This window comes from Bacillus sp. M6-12, from assembly GCF_002860285.1.
Classification (GTDB): domain Bacteria; phylum Bacillota; class Bacilli; order Bacillales; family DSM-1321; genus Peribacillus.
The window spans coordinates 102,536-117,644 of the sequence record NZ_PGVF01000003.1 but is presented as its reverse complement, the minus strand read 5'-3'; the positions used below and the strand labels follow the sequence as shown (position 1 = coordinate 117,644).

Here is a 15,109-nt window from a genome sequence, read left to right as displayed (position 1 = left end):
TTAACCAAGTTGTTTCACAAGACAATCAGGAAATAATCGATACATTGAAGTCATACTGATAAATAAAGTTTTTTTTGCTAATTGTATTGATGCAGGAAGGTGGAATGTATGGAAAAAACCTATATCAACCAAAACAAAGAGGTAGGCGGATGGCTTGTCAAACCAGAGGGATTGCTGCCGGCACCTGTCATCATTCTGATGCCGGCCGTTCATGGGTTGACTCCATACATAAAAGATGTCCTTCAACGTTTGGCAGAACATGGGTATGTGGCTTTTGCATTAGATTATTATACTGTATCTGGCCAGCCGGATGTGTCAACACCGGATAAAATGCAACAAACTCTTGCAGGGTTGAGTGATGAAAAAGTAATGGCTGACACAAGGCTGGTAATGGAATATCTACAAACCCTTCCGGAAGTGATGGAAGAAAACATAGCTGTAATGGGATTTTGCGTGGGAGGAAAATTCGCTTATTTAGCCGGGTGTGAGATTGATGGACTAAACGCAGCCATTGATTTCTATGGCATGGTTCATCAAAAAGAAACCACTAACCAGCCTGTGTCACCTATTAAAAAAGCGGCCAATTTAAAATTACCCCTATTGGCGCATTTTGGGGAAATCGATCCTTTGATTCCGATGGATCATGTGGCAAATCTGGAAGACGAATTAAAGAACCATAACAAAATATATGAAATTCGAACATACCGGGGTGCCGGGCATGCTTTTCATGATCACACCCGGGGTAATTACCGTCCAGCAGCCGCAAAAGAAGCATGGGATCATACAGTCACCTTTCTGGAATTTTATCTAAAAGGCAAACGATAATCTTATATTTGTTAAGGGGTACAGCCATTGGCGGTACTCCTTTTCGAATGAATTCAGAAAATAATTAATAATATAAATCATTTGAAAAGTTAAAAAAATTCATTGTGTGATTCGGCAATTCATAATATAATGAACAGGGGAACAATATTATATTAGCATCCCTGTTAAGGGGGATGTGGTCGGTTGCCCGGCCCCATTCTGCCTGCCAAGGATCAAGCCTATTTAATAGAACATTATGTACGAATGCTAGTAATCACATTCAGTCAAACAGGTAGGGTGTAACTTTAGTAATATTCGAACGGTTCCGATTTTCTATGATACTCGGAATTTATTATGCTTACAAAATTCGGATAAAAGGGGATGCAGATAGTGACAAGTATAAATAAAGTTTCATACCTAATAATCGGCGGAGGAATCGGCGGGCTAGCTGCAGCGCTGAGCATTGCGGGGACAGGGCGTTCTGTGCATGTCTTGGAACAGGCACCCGAATTTGGTGAAATCGGTGCAGGGCTTCAATTAGGGCCCAATGCGATGGCGGTGTTAGATAAATTCGGATTATTCGAAGCAATTTCTGAATTTGCTTTCTTTCCGAAGCGTCTAGTACTGATGGATGCAATGTCAGGAAAGGAACTAACAGCATTAGACCTTGGTGAATCCTTCCGTAACCGTTATGGATACCCGTATGCCGTCATGCACCGGACCGATTTACATACGGTATTGCTTAACGCCTGCAGAAGAAACAGCCGCATCGCTTTATTGAATGACAAAAAGGTGGAGTCCGTTGACAATGTGGAAGACCAGGTCAAGGTTACATGCAGTGACGGTTCTTCATATATGGCAGAAGCTGTGATAGGAGCAGACGGACTTTGGTCAAAGACACGCAAGCTTTTGATTGATGACGAACCAATCTGCTCAGAGTATGTCGCTTATCGCGGAACCATCCCAATGGAAGAGGTAGTATCATATGCAGGTTTGGACGATGTTACGATTTGGGTTGGACCGGACCGTCACCTGGTTCAGTATCCGGTACGTCGGAAGGAGCTATTCAATCAGGTAGTCGTCTTTAAAAGTTATAATTACAAGAAGGAGCTGGAGGAAACAACGGATTGGGGCACGACTGAAGAGATGGATGAACGTTTCAGCGATTGTTGTGAAACCGTACGTAATGCAGTTTCCTATATCAAGCGCCACCGCCGTTGGCCGCTTTACGATCGCGAGCCAATTGACAATTGGACGAAAGGCCGGATTACATTAATTGGTGATGCTGCACATCCTATGCTTCAATATCTGGCCCAGGGTGCGTGCCAGGCGATGGAGGATGCGGTTACCTTGGGAGAGAAGCTGAATTCATATTCCAATGATGTAGAAAAGGCTTTCTCTAAGTATCAAGAAGAGCGGGTCCCGCGTACAGCAAGAGTTCAGAAGAACGCACGGGTTTTTGGAGAAATCTTGCACATTGGGGATGAGGTTGGCACCTTATTGCGAGATACACTGCTGGAGCAACGGTCATCAGAAGACTTTAAAGCTGTGGACTGGCTGTACGGGCATTATAATCTAGTAAATCAATAATAAAAATACGGTGGCTTGAAAGGGTTTTCAATTAACGAAAGCCCTTTCATTTCATGTTGCAGCAAGTAGTTCTAAATAACTATACAAAGGTTGTATGATATGAGAGATATTAAAGTAGAGCCGATACGTGCTATTGAACGAATTATTAGCATATTAAACTGCTTTAGCTTTGAAAAAGTGAATCTGACAATTGAATGTATTGTAGAGCAAACCGGCCTTGCTAAAGCTACCGTATACCGCATGTTATGGACGCTGGAGAAAAATGGACTCATTTATTATGAAAATAAAGATCACACCTACCGGCTGGGCTACAAGTTTCTCGAATACGGGGGAATTGTATTAGAAAACCTTGATATTCGCAGGGAGGCCGAGCCTGTGCTGTCTGAATTGCACCAAACGACAGGTTTAACGATTCTGCTGGCTATCCCGCAAAAAAATGTAATCCAATATTTATTGTCAATTGATAGCAATGATGAGTTTCCATTGCGTTCCTATGCAGGCCGCAGCCGGGCTTTACATTATGGCGCGCTGGGTATTATGCTGTTAGCTCAGATGCCAATCACTGAAGTGAAAACCATTCTGAATGACACGCCTTTAGAGAAAAGAACCCCTTATACTTTAATAGATCAAGAAATCTTTATCCGTCGTCTGCAAACGATAAAGGAACAAGGGTTATTTGTCGATATTGACGAAACTTTTGTAGGCCTAACTGGTATTTCCGTTCCAGTATTCGGGCTGAATGGACAAACTGTAGCGGCGATTGGCGTGATTGGGCCAAGCCATAAAATGGAATTCCACGATCGGGAAAGACTCATTAAAATGACAAAAAAGGCAGCAAATGAAATTTCGCAAAAGCTTGGATATTTAACTGAAATTTATTAATATCCCAATCAAGTCCTATGTCTTATTTAATGAGTGGCTGTAACACTTAGCAGTAAAAAGAAGTTGGCCCATACGCCAGCTTCTTTTTGAGGTGTCCAGCATGGGTGCAGTCGAACGGAATTTGAGGTGTCTTCTTCCTTTAGATGTGAAAAAAACTTTCTTAGTAAAACATTGGGAATAGTGATAGGCAAAGACATCACATGCCATTTTACCTGTCCGAATGGGAGGTGATCCATAAATGATCACCAAATTGGTAGATATTCTGGTTATTGGATAAATGACATATCACCAGAACAATTTTGGTCTTTCTTTCAATATGATTTACACCATGGTTATATTTATTTAAAGAGAATATTATGAGATTAATTGGTTTATGAGCAGGTAAAAAGAAAAGTGAGGTATGTAATACGAAACGACAAGGATTACGGCCGATGATAATGACTTCATTTCTTTTTTTTCTTGTCCAATAGCCATTGTAAATAAGAATTAACCAATCGCTAAGATGGGAGTGGGAGACAATGAGGGATCAAAGGGACTCATCGCTTTCAAATGCATTACGCGTACTTAAGATTTTTTCTATGGATAAACCAGAGCTTGGTATAACTGAAATTGCGGGGATATTACAGATAAGTAAGAGCACAGTACACAGACTATTATCTACTATGACAAGTGAAGGATTTGTTTATAAAGATCCCATAACAAATCTTTACAGTTTGGGAACATCTGTTTTGTCCTTAACAAATATAGTAAGGACTCAAATACCTTTTTTAAAGGAATCCACTCCGATCCTAAATTTGCTAACTGAGAAAACGGGAGAAACTTCCCATCTCGGTATTTTAGAACGAAAACATATTATCTACCTAGAAAAAATAGAGTGTGAGTTTCCTGTTCAACTTCATACACACCTTGGTAAACGGCACCCAATTCATTCAACAAGCACTGGGCAGATTATCCTTGCTTTCCAGAATGAGGGCTATATTCATTCATTACTCCCTAAGGAATTGGATCGATACACCCCAAGAACAATCACCTCTCATTATGAGTTATTAGAAAAGTTAGATGTCATTAGGTCGCAATATTATGTAATTTGTGACCAAGAATTCCTTGAAGGGATTATTGCAGTAGGGGTTCCGGTTTTCAATGAAAAGGACCAAGTGATTGCGGCTATAAGCATAGCAGGTCCAGTACACCGAATGAAGGACAAACTGAAAAATCCAAAATTTTTGGAAGATATTAAGCTGGCTGGTCAAAAAATCTCTGAAATGATTAAAGAACGTAAAAAGAAAGGAATTTAAGTGCTAATAGTACCTCTTTTTGCTCAATAAGTATGTCCTTGAAATGAACAGGATAACAATGTACGACTGCACCGCACGGGGATGATGATTTGTCCTTAACCGGTGGAGGTTGCCTGGTACTTTAATAATCATACTTTTTCGTAAAAGGACATGAACATTATTAATATAATCATCAACTCACTAGCAAGTTCTGGGTTATGATTCTTCATCGCTCTTAATATGCCTTTGTGAAACTGGAGTAAATTATCCATTACTCCTTGAACGGTTACCGCTTTTTTTTGGCGTGAGCAACTAGATTATTGATTGATTGGTATAAATGATACATTACAAGGTTATTTGGCGATCTCGCAATTTTCTAATGAAAAAGTAAATTGGCCGAGACATAATCTGCATGGTTATTTTCATTGATCGCTAATTCCATGTCCAAAATGGTTTTCTCCATATCAAAGAAGTCTTCCAGGCTTGCTTTTTTAGTGCCTAAGAAGGTGAGTTCCCTTTCAATAAATCTCCTTGCTTCAAAAATTTCCTGCCAATCTGCAAAGAAAAATAAAGCTGAAATTCTAAGGACTATATTTTATATTTATTGATTTTAATAATGAAATATTTTCCTTAAGAATTACCATGTTGTATGGTTTTGCCATATGCTATTGGCTTATATTAATAATTAAAACTATAAAAATAATATTTATCCTGCTTTAAATGAATTGAATATTTATCCTGAATAAGAAAATAGATGTTCTTAAAATCTTTCTGTGAATAATAAATAATAAAAGTGTAGATTTAGGGGGGAACCATCTTTGACAAACCATGGATTTAGAATTTTACAAATTAATAATCCAGTGAAAAAAGAAATAATAGAAAAGTTCAGAAATATTGCTACTGTACACCTCAGTGATAATATGAACCGGCTAAACGCAATTGGCTCTTGCATAAGGCCGCATCATAAAGAAGGTAAATTATTAGGTACGGCAATCACAGTCAAAACAAGACCAGGAGATAATTTAATGGTTCATAAAGCAATCGACCTTGCAAAACCTGGTGAAGTGCTTGTAGTAGATGCAGGCGGGGAAACAACTAATGCAATCGTCGGGGAAATTATGATGCGCTTGGCACAAAAGGCCGGAATATCTGGATTTGTAATCGATGGGGCCATTAGGGATTACGGCATTATTAAGAAAGAAATGTTTCCTGTGTTTGCTAAAGGGGTAACAAACCGGGGGCCATACAAAGATGGACCTGGTGAAATTAACGTTCCTGTGACAATAGGCGGCATGGTAATTAATCCAGGAGATATTATTGTAGGGGATGAAGATGGATTGGTGGCTATCCCTTGCCAAGGTGCAGAGGAAATTCTTCAGCTTGCACAGGAGCAGCAAATTAAGGAGGAGAAGATTCTGCGTTCCATTGAGAATGGAGAAGTCGACCGAAAATGGGTAGATGAAATCCTCAAACGGAAAGGTTTCGAATTTGCTGATAGACTTTGAAGTGTTAAAAAAAGTGCTCAAATCATACACTCTTCATAATAATTTATAAGTTTATGACATTGAGGGGTTGAAGAAATGAATTTCGAATGCAAATTGCGAATCTATTGGCTGAAAATATATATGGTTTCTTTGGATTAACATAGAGTTTTATGTCACTAACATTCCGACCGGCAAACTCCGGGAGTTAACTGGCAACAGAGGGTTTAACCCTTACTTTTTGTAAGCTGAAGCGATTCTGAATCCATGGTTAGCCTTACATAATTATCAGTTGGATCTGTACCTTTGGATTTTTTAAAGAGTAGAAAGAACAGCAAGTAATTCAATATAATAAAATAAGGCCAAGTCCAAAATCTGCCATTTCAATCTTTTTTTTTTTTGATATTGGCTAGCTGAAAAAACTCTAATGTCTCCTGCAATATTTTATCGTTTTCCACCTTGGTTAACATTTCCTTCCTCTTCATCCACAATTTATAGTAATTATAGAGCAATACTTTTTATATCTATAATTAGCGAGAGCGCTTTCATATTTATTTAAATTTATTCAGTATTCTTTTGTAATGAATAAAAAGAAAAAAGCGTTGCCATTTTCTTCGTCTAAAGATTCTGTGAAAAAATTTTGATTTTTAGATTTTCGATCCAGGTTTTATCACTATTGGGTACAGGCCTAGCAGCATTACAGGTTTAAGAGCAAGCATGAAAAGGAAGTCGATTATAACATAAGTACTTCATCAGGAGGTTATTATGTCGAATTTAATGGAACCAAGTCCCCAGCCTGCAGATCAGAAGAGAAACCAAAATCTCCTATGGTGAGTACCTGACCCAATCGGCTGGTAAGAATGAGGGCAAGATGTAATGATAGAAACAGGTAATGAATCTATGGTTGAATATGAAAAACTAGGCAGAACTTTCTATAAAGACCTGTTGAAAGAAATGGAAGCGGAAAAAGGGAAGGTTCATACATTGAATGCAGAAGAGGAGAAAGTATTTAAAGATTTGACTCAGAATGTATTAGATGAGGTTTACAAGAATGCAAATGACAAAGGTAAAGAACTATTTGATATTGTCAAAGAGTTTAGATAAGGAAGCTGTAAAAAGAGGGAGGGGATGACCCCTCTCTTCATTTCATTAATTGATGAGAAGGAGGCTGTTTTTTATGGGTAATGTCAAAAGTAGTTATGTAATGGTTAATGGAGTAAAAACCCATTATTTAGAAGCCGGTGAAGGAGAACCATTGGTACTTTTACATGGTGGTGAATTTGGAGGGTGTGCTGAATTAAGCTGGGAGTATAACATTGAAGAATTGAGTAAACATTTTCATGTATATGCACCTGATTGGCTAGGGTTTGGAAAGACAGAAAAAGTATTCGATTTTAATGGTATGCTAGAACGCAGAATTGATCATATACGAGATTTTTTAAAGGTAATGTGTATAGATAGTGCACATTTCATGGGCAATTCCATGGGTGGAACGTTACTTCTAAGGGAAGCAGCTAAAGAGACTCCAAGCTGGCCTTTGAAAAAAATAGTCGTTGTCAGCGGCGGAGGTGTGATTCCAGAAAATGAAGCCAGAGAAATATTAAATTCCTATGATTGTACCAAGGAACATATGAAGAAAATAATTGAAGTTTTATTCAATGATCAAGAATGGGCTAATGAGGAATATATAAATAAGAGATATCAATTATCATTGGAGCCTGGGGCTTGGGAATGTACGGCTGCTGCTCGTTTTAAATCGCCTAGTGCTCAGAAAAAAGTTTCAGACTTTAAAAAGCTTTCCAATGTTGACTATTTTAATGTAAAGGTTCCAACATTTATTATCGCAGGTGCAAAGGACAAACTACGCGATCCAGGTTATCATAAAGAAATAGTAGAGCAGTTACCGAATAATAAATTATATGTATTTGAACATGCAGGTCATTGTCCAAATATTGAATGTCATGAAGAGTTTAACAATAGAGTAATCGAATTTTTAAAAGAAGGTTAAGCAAAATCAATATCAGTGTGTTCAAGCCAATTTTTAGTTTGCTAATATAAGGGGAGTAATCATATTATTACCTACATTTAAAGAACTTAGACACGATAAATAAGTATTCGGAGAAGGTAATTAGATTCTATTAATAATGAAAATGAACGGACATTTATATCTATCAGCGGTCAGCTAACTACCTGTAGGCGTGGAAATTGTGCGGAGGATTAGATCTGAAATGGGATGTGAAATTTTAGTAGCTTACCGTATGACTGAGGCCTCTTCGTGGTTGATAATAACGAGTTTTGAGGACGGTGATGTGACTCTTGCCGAAACGGTCGGAAGAGTATTTCCAGGCGTTGAAGCGAAGGTAGTGGATGACCGCCGGCAAGAAGTGCCTGTTGGTGAAGTTGGCGAGTCTGCTTTCCGCAGGGCTGGACAAATGAAGGGTTACTATAACATGCCGGATAAGACTCGTGAGGTTTTGGACGATGAAGGGTGGTTCTAAACGGGGGATTTAGCTACCGTCGATAGTCAAGGATAATTTCGTATTGTGGGTCGTAAGAAGGACATGATTATTCGTGGGGGGGTATTACCTTTATCCTCATGAAATAGAAGAGATATTCTACACATATCCAAGTGTGATGGACATTCCGATCGTTGGTTTGCCTGACTCTGTGTTGGGCGAAATCTCATGTGCAGCGATACTCATGAAGCCGGGATATGATGCGACAGTTGAAGATATGAAAATATTTATTGCGGAGCGTGTCGCCGATTATAAGGTTCCTGATAAGATCCTTTTCATGGAAAATCTCTCTCCCCATCACACTCTCCGGAAAAATAGTGAAGCCGGATTTAAAAGACTTAATAATCAGACAAAATCTTGTGAATTTAAGATGAAAAGAAGCATAGATGGGTAAAATATTGGTTTACCTTATGCGCTAATTTACTTTTTGGAAGGTAATACCCTGAATTACCTATTTTAAAGGAAAAATCAGGGTTTTGTTTATATCCTCAATGGACCTAGAGCATGCTAGAAATGTATACCTTACTAGAAATTTTATTTACTTTCTTCCCGAGAGGTATATGAAGGAAGTAATTCATCTCCTAGACAGCCTGGTTGATAAGCTTGTAAGGAAAGAAAAATAGAGTAAAAGGTTCATATATTAGATGCACTTCTTGGGCTTTGCTGCTGCCGGTTTCCATAAGGGAATAGTTGGAAAGAGTAATGATTAAATAGCGTAAGGAGCCAGTCAATTTGGCTCCTTACGCTTTTTATCATTTTAAGGTTATATAGACCAGTTTTCAGGAATAGAGCCTACATTCCTGCGGAAATATAGCATTGGGTCTTTCTCATTTTTTTGAATATCAATAACTTCACCTATTAAGATCGTATGGTCGCCGGCTTCAACCTGTTTAAACGTCTTACATTGTAGAGTTGCAAACGCCCCTGAGATAATAGGAAGATTGTAATCAGAAAATTTCCATTCACATGTGCCGAATCGATCAGCATCTTTGCTTGAAAAACTCCAACAAAGGTCTTTTTGCTCACCGGCTAAAATATGTATGGCAAATTTATTAGAATTTTTAAAAGCATCCAGAGATGAAACCCGATGATCAATGGACCATAAAACAAGCAAAGGGTCTATGGAAACAGAGGCAAAAGAATTTACAGTAAGACCAACTGGAGTTCCTTGTTCATCGACTGATGTTACAATTGTTACTCCTGTTGGATAACTTCCCATCACTTCTTTAAATAATGATACTTGTTCTGTTGTTGTACTCAATTTAATCTCTCCCTTTTTAATTGTTATAATTTTTTACATAGTGCTGTAATGCTTTCATAGCTTGTTAACAAATAGTAAACAATATTTACTATTTGTGCACTTAAGTAAATAATACGCAATTATCTATAATCTGTAAATGCTGTTATCTGAATAGTTTAAAAACTTTGTAATTACATATTTTTGTACAAGTAACAAGCCCATTCTTCTATTTCAAAGCCCAGAAAAACATCCATTAACTGATTGCTGCGATGAAAAACTTCTTTTTACAAAAGCAACATCTTGATGAATCTGCTGGATAAGTTCTTCAACTTTTGAAAATGATAACTCAGGTCTTACAAAGAATAAGACATCTACATAAAGTTCTTCATCATATATTTGATCATTAAAATCAAAGAAATGCACTTCGTAGCTAACCTCACGAGTGTCATGGAACGTTGGTCTTACGCCTATATTCATCACACCAAATAATTGGTGCTGATTCCAATAACCTATGACACCATACACTCCATGTTCAAGGTTTGGCTTTTTTGAAATTAATGACAAATTGGCAGTAGGAAATCCTATGGTTCCGCCAATTTGTCTTCCTTTTATGACTACTCCATGCAATGAACAAAGAGGTGTATTCATCGCGTAAAATCCCTTCCTTCTTTATTAGTGTCTTTTTAAGCGGGGGTGTTCAGGTAAATAACTTATCGAGTGAGCTCTTACTTTAAATCTAGAATTTTATTAACATTTTTAAAATGTTCATTATAGACAAGGAAATGTCTTATTTGAGATTATTTAACCTGAAACTGGATTCCATTAAACCTTCGTCCAATTCCAAAAAAACAATCCCAGGATTCAGCCTCCCACTAAATAAAATTAGTTAATGCCATTATATATTAAATATTGTGATAATTCAGTGTATTAAGCTACAATAGTTAAATTTTTAGCATTTTATCACTTATTTATCCAGAATTAAAGTTGGAATATTGGAGGGGATATTTGGCTAGAGGCTTTGACCTAAACCACTTTTTAAAAGTATCAAACGGAATAGAGTATAGCCACAAATTATTACAAAACTTAATGAGATGATAAAAAATGTACGATTGATGTCAAGAGGTTTATAAAAATGAAGATGCATGTAAAAGGGGAATGGTCATAGGACCCCATGAATTAACTGTAAAGAGTAAATAATTATTCAATTAAAATGTCCTTATTTGGTGATAAGGGAGTAGGGGAGGGCTGTATCATGAACTTCTACTAAACAGATTAGGTGCGAATTGTCAATAACTTGGGCTCTCACAATGTGATTAAGTGAGAGCCCTTTTTTTATATACTTTTTTCTAAAGTATCCTCTTATACCCATTTAACCCTATTTTATGTGATCTTTCTGCTCATTTTCCGATCCAGGCTGTGCAGGTAGTCCATCCGTTTTTGAACGGCTTCCTTTGTCATCATGCCCGGTTCCCACTCGATCCCGTTGTCTACGACGCATATAACGTTCCCTATCCCTGGAAACTCATTTGTCCGCTCTTCAATTTCCTTAATAAAGTAAGAAACCATCGTGCACATTGGGGAAGTTATTCGAAGGTGAATGGCAACTTCTCCATTTTCTTTTTCTTCTATATTTTTTAAAAGGCCCATGTCTAGAACATTGAGGGGTACGCCCATGGCAACGCTACACGGGTCCACAACTTCACTAAGTATATTGCGGATTATTGACTGTTTTTCGTTCGTTATAATCATACTATTGTTTTCCATAGCTTACTCTACCATCCCAGAAACCTTAGTAGTCGAAAATGGCGAAGCATTGCCGCCTGTTTCTTTACGCTTTTTATCAAACTCGTCGCCTACGGTACGTTGCTTCGCTTTTTGTAAGTCAAAGCCAATCATGCGAGCAAAATTCTCGCCCAGGATCTTGCGTTTAGCTTCTTTATCCATGCGTGGTAATCCATGCCCGTTGACTAACTCTTCAGGGAAGGCGAAATCGTTCCAGAACGCTTCCAGCAGAGGCTGCGGGTGGAAGGCCATGCATCCTGTTCCCCAAATGATTTTATCCAATGCTACTGGTCCCCCGGCTGAGATGAGGCCAGCCATTGCTTGGAGAAAAGCCTGAGGTTTGGTTACAGCAAGCGCACTCAATATTTCAATATTTACGTATACATTTGGAAAGCGTGCAAGCTGCCAAGCAGTCTCTTCAATAAAAGCCATACCGCCATGGACGATTTCAAAATTCAAATCCGGAAAGGCATCTGCACAGCGGTCTATGTCGTCTACTTTGTAGTGTTGCATTGGTATCGGACCGAGGGGCACAGCTTTATGTATGGCCACTGTTCCCAGTCCCAGCTCCCGTGCCTTTTCGAAGAATGGAAAGGCCACTTCCGGATCATCCATATGCCATCCCCGAACATTGTCAGCTCCCCAGCTACTCGGGTATAGTTTCAAGCCAACAGGCTTAAGGACTTCCACCTGGCGCTCGAGATCTTCAAGAGCCGCCTTTCCACGGAGAGGGTCGACTCCAGCATAGACGATGAACCGGTCCGGCCAGCGTTCTTTAATGGCCCTCGTCTTTTCATAAGAAACAAGCCCGTCCTTATATGCATTTAATTCAAGGACATGATGAACAGCCAAGTCCGTGTTACTCTCTAAGAATAGCATGTTTGCCGTTTCTTCGATGTCCCAATCCCTCAGGAACGACTCACGCGGGACTCGGTACCCTTGCTGCGATAATGGGTAACATGATCCCCATACAAGTTCACTTACCGCATCGGAATACCGGCCGCTTGCATGATTGTTACGGTCTAGGTTGTACGTATGGGCAACCCCATCAATAACGATTACATCTTCTATCATTCTTCAACACTCCTATACAGAAAATTTGAATTGAAGGTTACCTACAGCCGATGCAAAATAGATTCAATTGATTATGTTCTGTACCTGCAGATCTCTTTACTTTGAACTCTTTTACATATAACCTTTGGTAATCTAAGCTGCCCATTACAATAAGACTTAAAATTCACCTCCTTAAATGTTGAAAGCGTTGTATTATAAAATATGTTAAGAAGGAAAATTCATGAAGAATTAGTGAATATTTGTTATATAAAATGTGATTTCATAGGAAATGATTAGGAGGTGAATTGAAAAAAATAATTAGTTGAGAGAAATGAAAGTGGATTTACAGGATGGACTAATGGCAACAGGATTGATATTAGGTATCTAACAATAATAGTCATCAGTCAATATAAGCATTCTTACTCTTTTATTAACGCTACATGAGTATTTTCATTTGAAAGGGCAGCAAGAGATGACTTGAATGCTTGCATCAAGAGGATGAAGTAAGGGGAGTAGTTAAAAAAAGCCATCTAAACGTAGATTACGTTGAGATGGCTTTTTTATGGCTTGAAGGCCGGCTTTTTCATTAATAAAATGTATAGATTGATTGTACTTTATAGTCTCAATTTTTAACTAATCTAATAGAATGATAATTAATATATTCGGAAAGTGTTTCTTCGCCGCCTATTTCTCTGCCAATACCGCTTTGTTTTACTCCGCCAAAAGGCATTCCCAATGACAATGAGTCAAAACTATGGCTGTTAATGAACGTACTGCCTGCTTCGATTTGCTTTGCTATTTCTAGTGCTTTCTCATGATCATTGGACCATATGGATGAACATAAACCGTGTTCGCCATCATTGGCCATTTTTACAACTTCCTCAATCGAATCGTAAGCGACTATTGGTATAACAGGTCCGAATTGTTCACAAGTTACGCAATCTGCGGTTGGAGGAGCGTCTTTGATGACATGAGGCAGGATATAATATCCATTGTTCCAATTTTCTGGATCAAGTTTTTCTCCCAATTCCCTGACAGTTGCACCACTTGCTTTAGTCCTTTCAATCAACTGATTAACAAAGTCATATTGCTTTTTGTTGTTTAACGGCCCAAATGATGCACGGGAATCCAATCCATGACCTACTTTATATTCATCCACAAACTCGCATAGGACTTGATAAAAATTTTCATGCATGCTGCGCGGTACATAAATCCGCTTTACCGCAAAACAGATTTGTCCGCTTCGAGTAAATACGCCTTTTAAAAGCTTTGGCATAATATCACGCGGATTAATATCATCCAGGACAATGGCAGGATCATTTCCTCCTAATTCAAGGGTAACAGGTTTGATTGTTTGTGCTGCATCAGCCATTACTTTCTTGCCTGTTTCCGTTCCTCCTGTAAATGCAACCATCCGAATTAATGGGTGGCGAGTCATAGCCTGGCCCACATCTGCATCACCATGCACGACATTGATAACCCCATCCGGAAGAACCTCTGCCATCCTTTTCAACAGAAGGGATAAAGCTAGAGGTGCAGTAGGTGAAGGTTTTACAACTATCGTGTTCCCTGTAACTAATGCTGGTGCTAATTTATTCATTGTTAAAACTATAGGCATATTCCAAGGTATGATGGCAGAAATAACTCCTTTAGGCGCTTTTTCAATGCTGATCGTCCCTGTTTCATCTTCGCGCTGATTTGGCTTCAAAAAGGACTCTGCAATGGATGCATAAAAAAGAGTTGCACCGCCACCTAGGTAAAAATCTGTTTCTGCTTCCCAAAGCATTCCACCATGCTCTCTAACAAGTAATGCTTTTAATTCTTCAGCAGATGCTTGTAGAACCTGAGCTGCTTCGCTAACCTTTTGAATGCGTTCTTGAACCGGTGTGTTACGCCATAATAAAAAGGCTTGATGCGCTGCTTGCACAGCTTTATCCACATCATCAGCGCTTCCTACAGCAATCCGGCCTACAATATCCGTTAATTTCCCCGGATCCCGAACTTCTTCATATTTTTCGGTCTCTACTTCCTTATTGGCAATCAAGAGATTTACCTTGATTTCTGTTTCTGTAAGTAATTTATTCAATATAGCCAGCCTCCTATTATATTCGAAATAAGGTACTAACGACGATACTATTTTTACTCCGTATGCTGATTAGTAGTTTAATGTAAACGCTATCAAATTGTGGTGAGAAATAATTTCATTGAAGACTGAAATACGTATGATATAGGTACGTAAGTAAGGATGTTAATTTAAGTAAAGTAAAACGAGGAAGAAGAACACATTTGTATTTGTACCAGAATTTAAATATAGGTGATTTCATTCCCCCCTCCTTGGCTTTTTCTCCAAAGTGCTTAGATTAAAAATTAACACACCATTATTATATTTTAAATATTATAAATATTACAAATATTATAAAGAATTATTTTGTTATTTTTTTAGAACATTCATAATAGAAGGGCGACATAAGAGTATAAATAAGAGAT

15 protein-coding genes are annotated in these 15,109 nt (G+C 38.3%); 9 read left to right on the top strand and 6 right to left on the bottom strand.

What is annotated here, in order from left to right:
- Window positions 1-108 precede the first annotated feature (108 nt).
- The 4 genes from CVD28_RS05595 to CVD28_RS05580 all read left to right on the top strand — a co-directional run bounded on the left by CVD28_RS05595 (window position 109) and on the right by CVD28_RS05580 (window position 4,571).
- Window positions 109-825 (top strand): dienelactone hydrolase family protein, encoded by a 717-nt coding sequence (locus CVD28_RS05595; RefSeq protein WP_101591396.1) that lies wholly within the window; start codon window positions 109-111, stop codon window positions 823-825.
- 360 nt (window positions 826-1,185) lie between these two features.
- On the top strand, window positions 1,186-2,394 hold the full coding sequence (locus tag CVD28_RS05590) for an FAD-dependent monooxygenase (RefSeq protein ID WP_101591395.1): 1,209 nt from the start codon (window positions 1,186-1,188) through the stop codon (window positions 2,392-2,394).
- A gap of 99 nt (window positions 2,395-2,493) precedes the next feature.
- On the top strand, window positions 2,494-3,276 hold the full coding sequence (locus tag CVD28_RS05585) for an IclR family transcriptional regulator (RefSeq protein ID WP_101591394.1): 783 nt from the start codon (window positions 2,494-2,496) through the stop codon (window positions 3,274-3,276).
- Between the two features lie 518 nt (window positions 3,277-3,794).
- Window positions 3,795-4,571, top strand: coding sequence for an IclR family transcriptional regulator (locus CVD28_RS05580; RefSeq protein ID WP_101591393.1), 777 nt, complete (start codon window positions 3,795-3,797; stop codon window positions 4,569-4,571).
- A gap of 355 nt (window positions 4,572-4,926) precedes the next feature.
- On the opposite strand, the gene CVD28_RS29195 is transcribed toward CVD28_RS05580, so the two are convergent.
- The gene (locus CVD28_RS29195) at window positions 4,927-5,073 is read right to left on the bottom strand and encodes a hypothetical protein (protein WP_374702505.1); all 147 of its coding nucleotides are present in this window, start codon (window positions 5,071-5,073) and stop codon (window positions 4,927-4,929) included.
- A 295-nt stretch (window positions 5,074-5,368) separates the two neighbouring features.
- Here CVD28_RS29195 and CVD28_RS05575 point away from each other — a divergent pair, with 295 nt between their 5' ends.
- From CVD28_RS05575 to CVD28_RS28575, 5 genes are all read left to right on the top strand, one after another.
- A complete protein-coding gene (locus CVD28_RS05575) occupies window positions 5,369-6,055 on the top strand; it encodes an RraA family protein (RefSeq protein WP_101591392.1) in 687 nt (228 codons plus the stop codon).
- An 852-nt stretch (window positions 6,056-6,907) separates the two neighbouring features.
- Window positions 6,908-7,135, top strand: a complete 228-nt coding sequence (locus tag CVD28_RS05570) for a hypothetical protein (protein WP_101591391.1) — start codon at window positions 6,908-6,910, stop codon at window positions 7,133-7,135.
- 73 nt (window positions 7,136-7,208) lie between these two features.
- A complete protein-coding gene (locus CVD28_RS05565) occupies window positions 7,209-8,039 on the top strand; it encodes an alpha/beta fold hydrolase (protein ID WP_180953979.1) in 831 nt (276 codons plus the stop codon).
- Window positions 8,040-8,259: 220 nt separating this feature from the next.
- The gene (locus CVD28_RS28580) at window positions 8,260-8,529 is read left to right on the top strand and encodes a long-chain fatty acid--CoA ligase (RefSeq protein WP_257985762.1); all 270 of its coding nucleotides are present in this window, start codon (window positions 8,260-8,262) and stop codon (window positions 8,527-8,529) included.
- Window positions 8,530-8,602: 73 nt separating this feature from the next.
- Window positions 8,603-8,941: an AMP-binding enzyme gene (locus tag CVD28_RS28575; protein ID WP_257985761.1), complete on the top strand. Its 339-nt coding sequence runs from the start codon at window positions 8,603-8,605 to the stop codon at window positions 8,939-8,941.
- Window positions 8,942-9,310: 369 nt separating this feature from the next.
- On the opposite strand, the gene CVD28_RS05555 is transcribed toward CVD28_RS28575, so the two are convergent.
- From CVD28_RS05555 to CVD28_RS05535, 5 genes are all read right to left on the bottom strand, one after another.
- Window positions 9,311-9,766, bottom strand: coding sequence for a flavin reductase family protein (locus CVD28_RS05555; RefSeq protein WP_101591560.1), 456 nt, complete (start codon window positions 9,764-9,766; stop codon window positions 9,311-9,313).
- 252 nt (window positions 9,767-10,018) lie between these two features.
- Complete coding sequence (locus CVD28_RS05550) at window positions 10,019-10,435, bottom strand: riboflavin kinase (RefSeq protein WP_101591389.1); 417 nt, start codon at window positions 10,433-10,435, stop codon at window positions 10,019-10,021.
- Between the two features lie 732 nt (window positions 10,436-11,167).
- A complete protein-coding gene (locus CVD28_RS05545) occupies window positions 11,168-11,536 on the bottom strand; it encodes a metal-sulfur cluster assembly factor (RefSeq protein ID WP_180953977.1) in 369 nt (122 codons plus the stop codon).
- Between the two features lie 18 nt (window positions 11,537-11,554).
- Window positions 11,555-12,643, bottom strand: coding sequence for an amidohydrolase family protein (locus CVD28_RS05540; protein ID WP_101591387.1), 1,089 nt, complete (start codon window positions 12,641-12,643; stop codon window positions 11,555-11,557).
- A gap of 601 nt (window positions 12,644-13,244) precedes the next feature.
- Window positions 13,245-14,708, bottom strand: coding sequence for an aldehyde dehydrogenase family protein (locus CVD28_RS05535; protein ID WP_101591386.1), 1,464 nt, complete (start codon window positions 14,706-14,708; stop codon window positions 13,245-13,247).
- Window positions 14,709-15,109: the final 401 nt, after the last annotated feature.

Coding starts and splice junctions, on each gene's coding strand:
- CVD28_RS05595 (WP_101591396.1), top strand. CDS start 109: ATGGAAAAAACCTATATCAACCAAAACAAAGAGGTAGGCGGATGGCTT.
- CVD28_RS05590 (WP_101591395.1), top strand. CDS start 1,186: ATGCAGATAGTGACAAGTATAAATAAAGTTTCATACCTAATAATCGGC.
- CVD28_RS05585 (WP_101591394.1), top strand. CDS start 2,494: ATGAGAGATATTAAAGTAGAGCCGATACGTGCTATTGAACGAATTATT.
- CVD28_RS05580 (WP_101591393.1), top strand. CDS start 3,795: ATGAGGGATCAAAGGGACTCATCGCTTTCAAATGCATTACGCGTACTT.
- CVD28_RS05570 (WP_101591391.1), top strand. CDS start 6,908: ATGATAGAAACAGGTAATGAATCTATGGTTGAATATGAAAAACTAGGC.
- CVD28_RS05565 (WP_180953979.1), top strand. CDS start 7,209: ATGGGTAATGTCAAAAGTAGTTATGTAATGGTTAATGGAGTAAAAACC.
- CVD28_RS28580 (WP_257985762.1), top strand. CDS start 8,260: ATGGGATGTGAAATTTTAGTAGCTTACCGTATGACTGAGGCCTCTTCG.
- CVD28_RS05555 (WP_101591560.1), bottom strand. CDS start 9,766: ATGGGAAGTTATCCAACAGGAGTAACAATTGTAACATCAGTCGATGAA.
- CVD28_RS05550 (WP_101591389.1), bottom strand. CDS start 10,435: ATGAATACACCTCTTTGTTCATTGCATGGAGTAGTCATAAAAGGAAGA.
- CVD28_RS05545 (WP_180953977.1), bottom strand. CDS start 11,536: ATGATTATAACGAACGAAAAACAGTCAATAATCCGCAATATACTTAGT.
- CVD28_RS05540 (WP_101591387.1), bottom strand. CDS start 12,643: ATGATAGAAGATGTAATCGTTATTGATGGGGTTGCCCATACGTACAAC.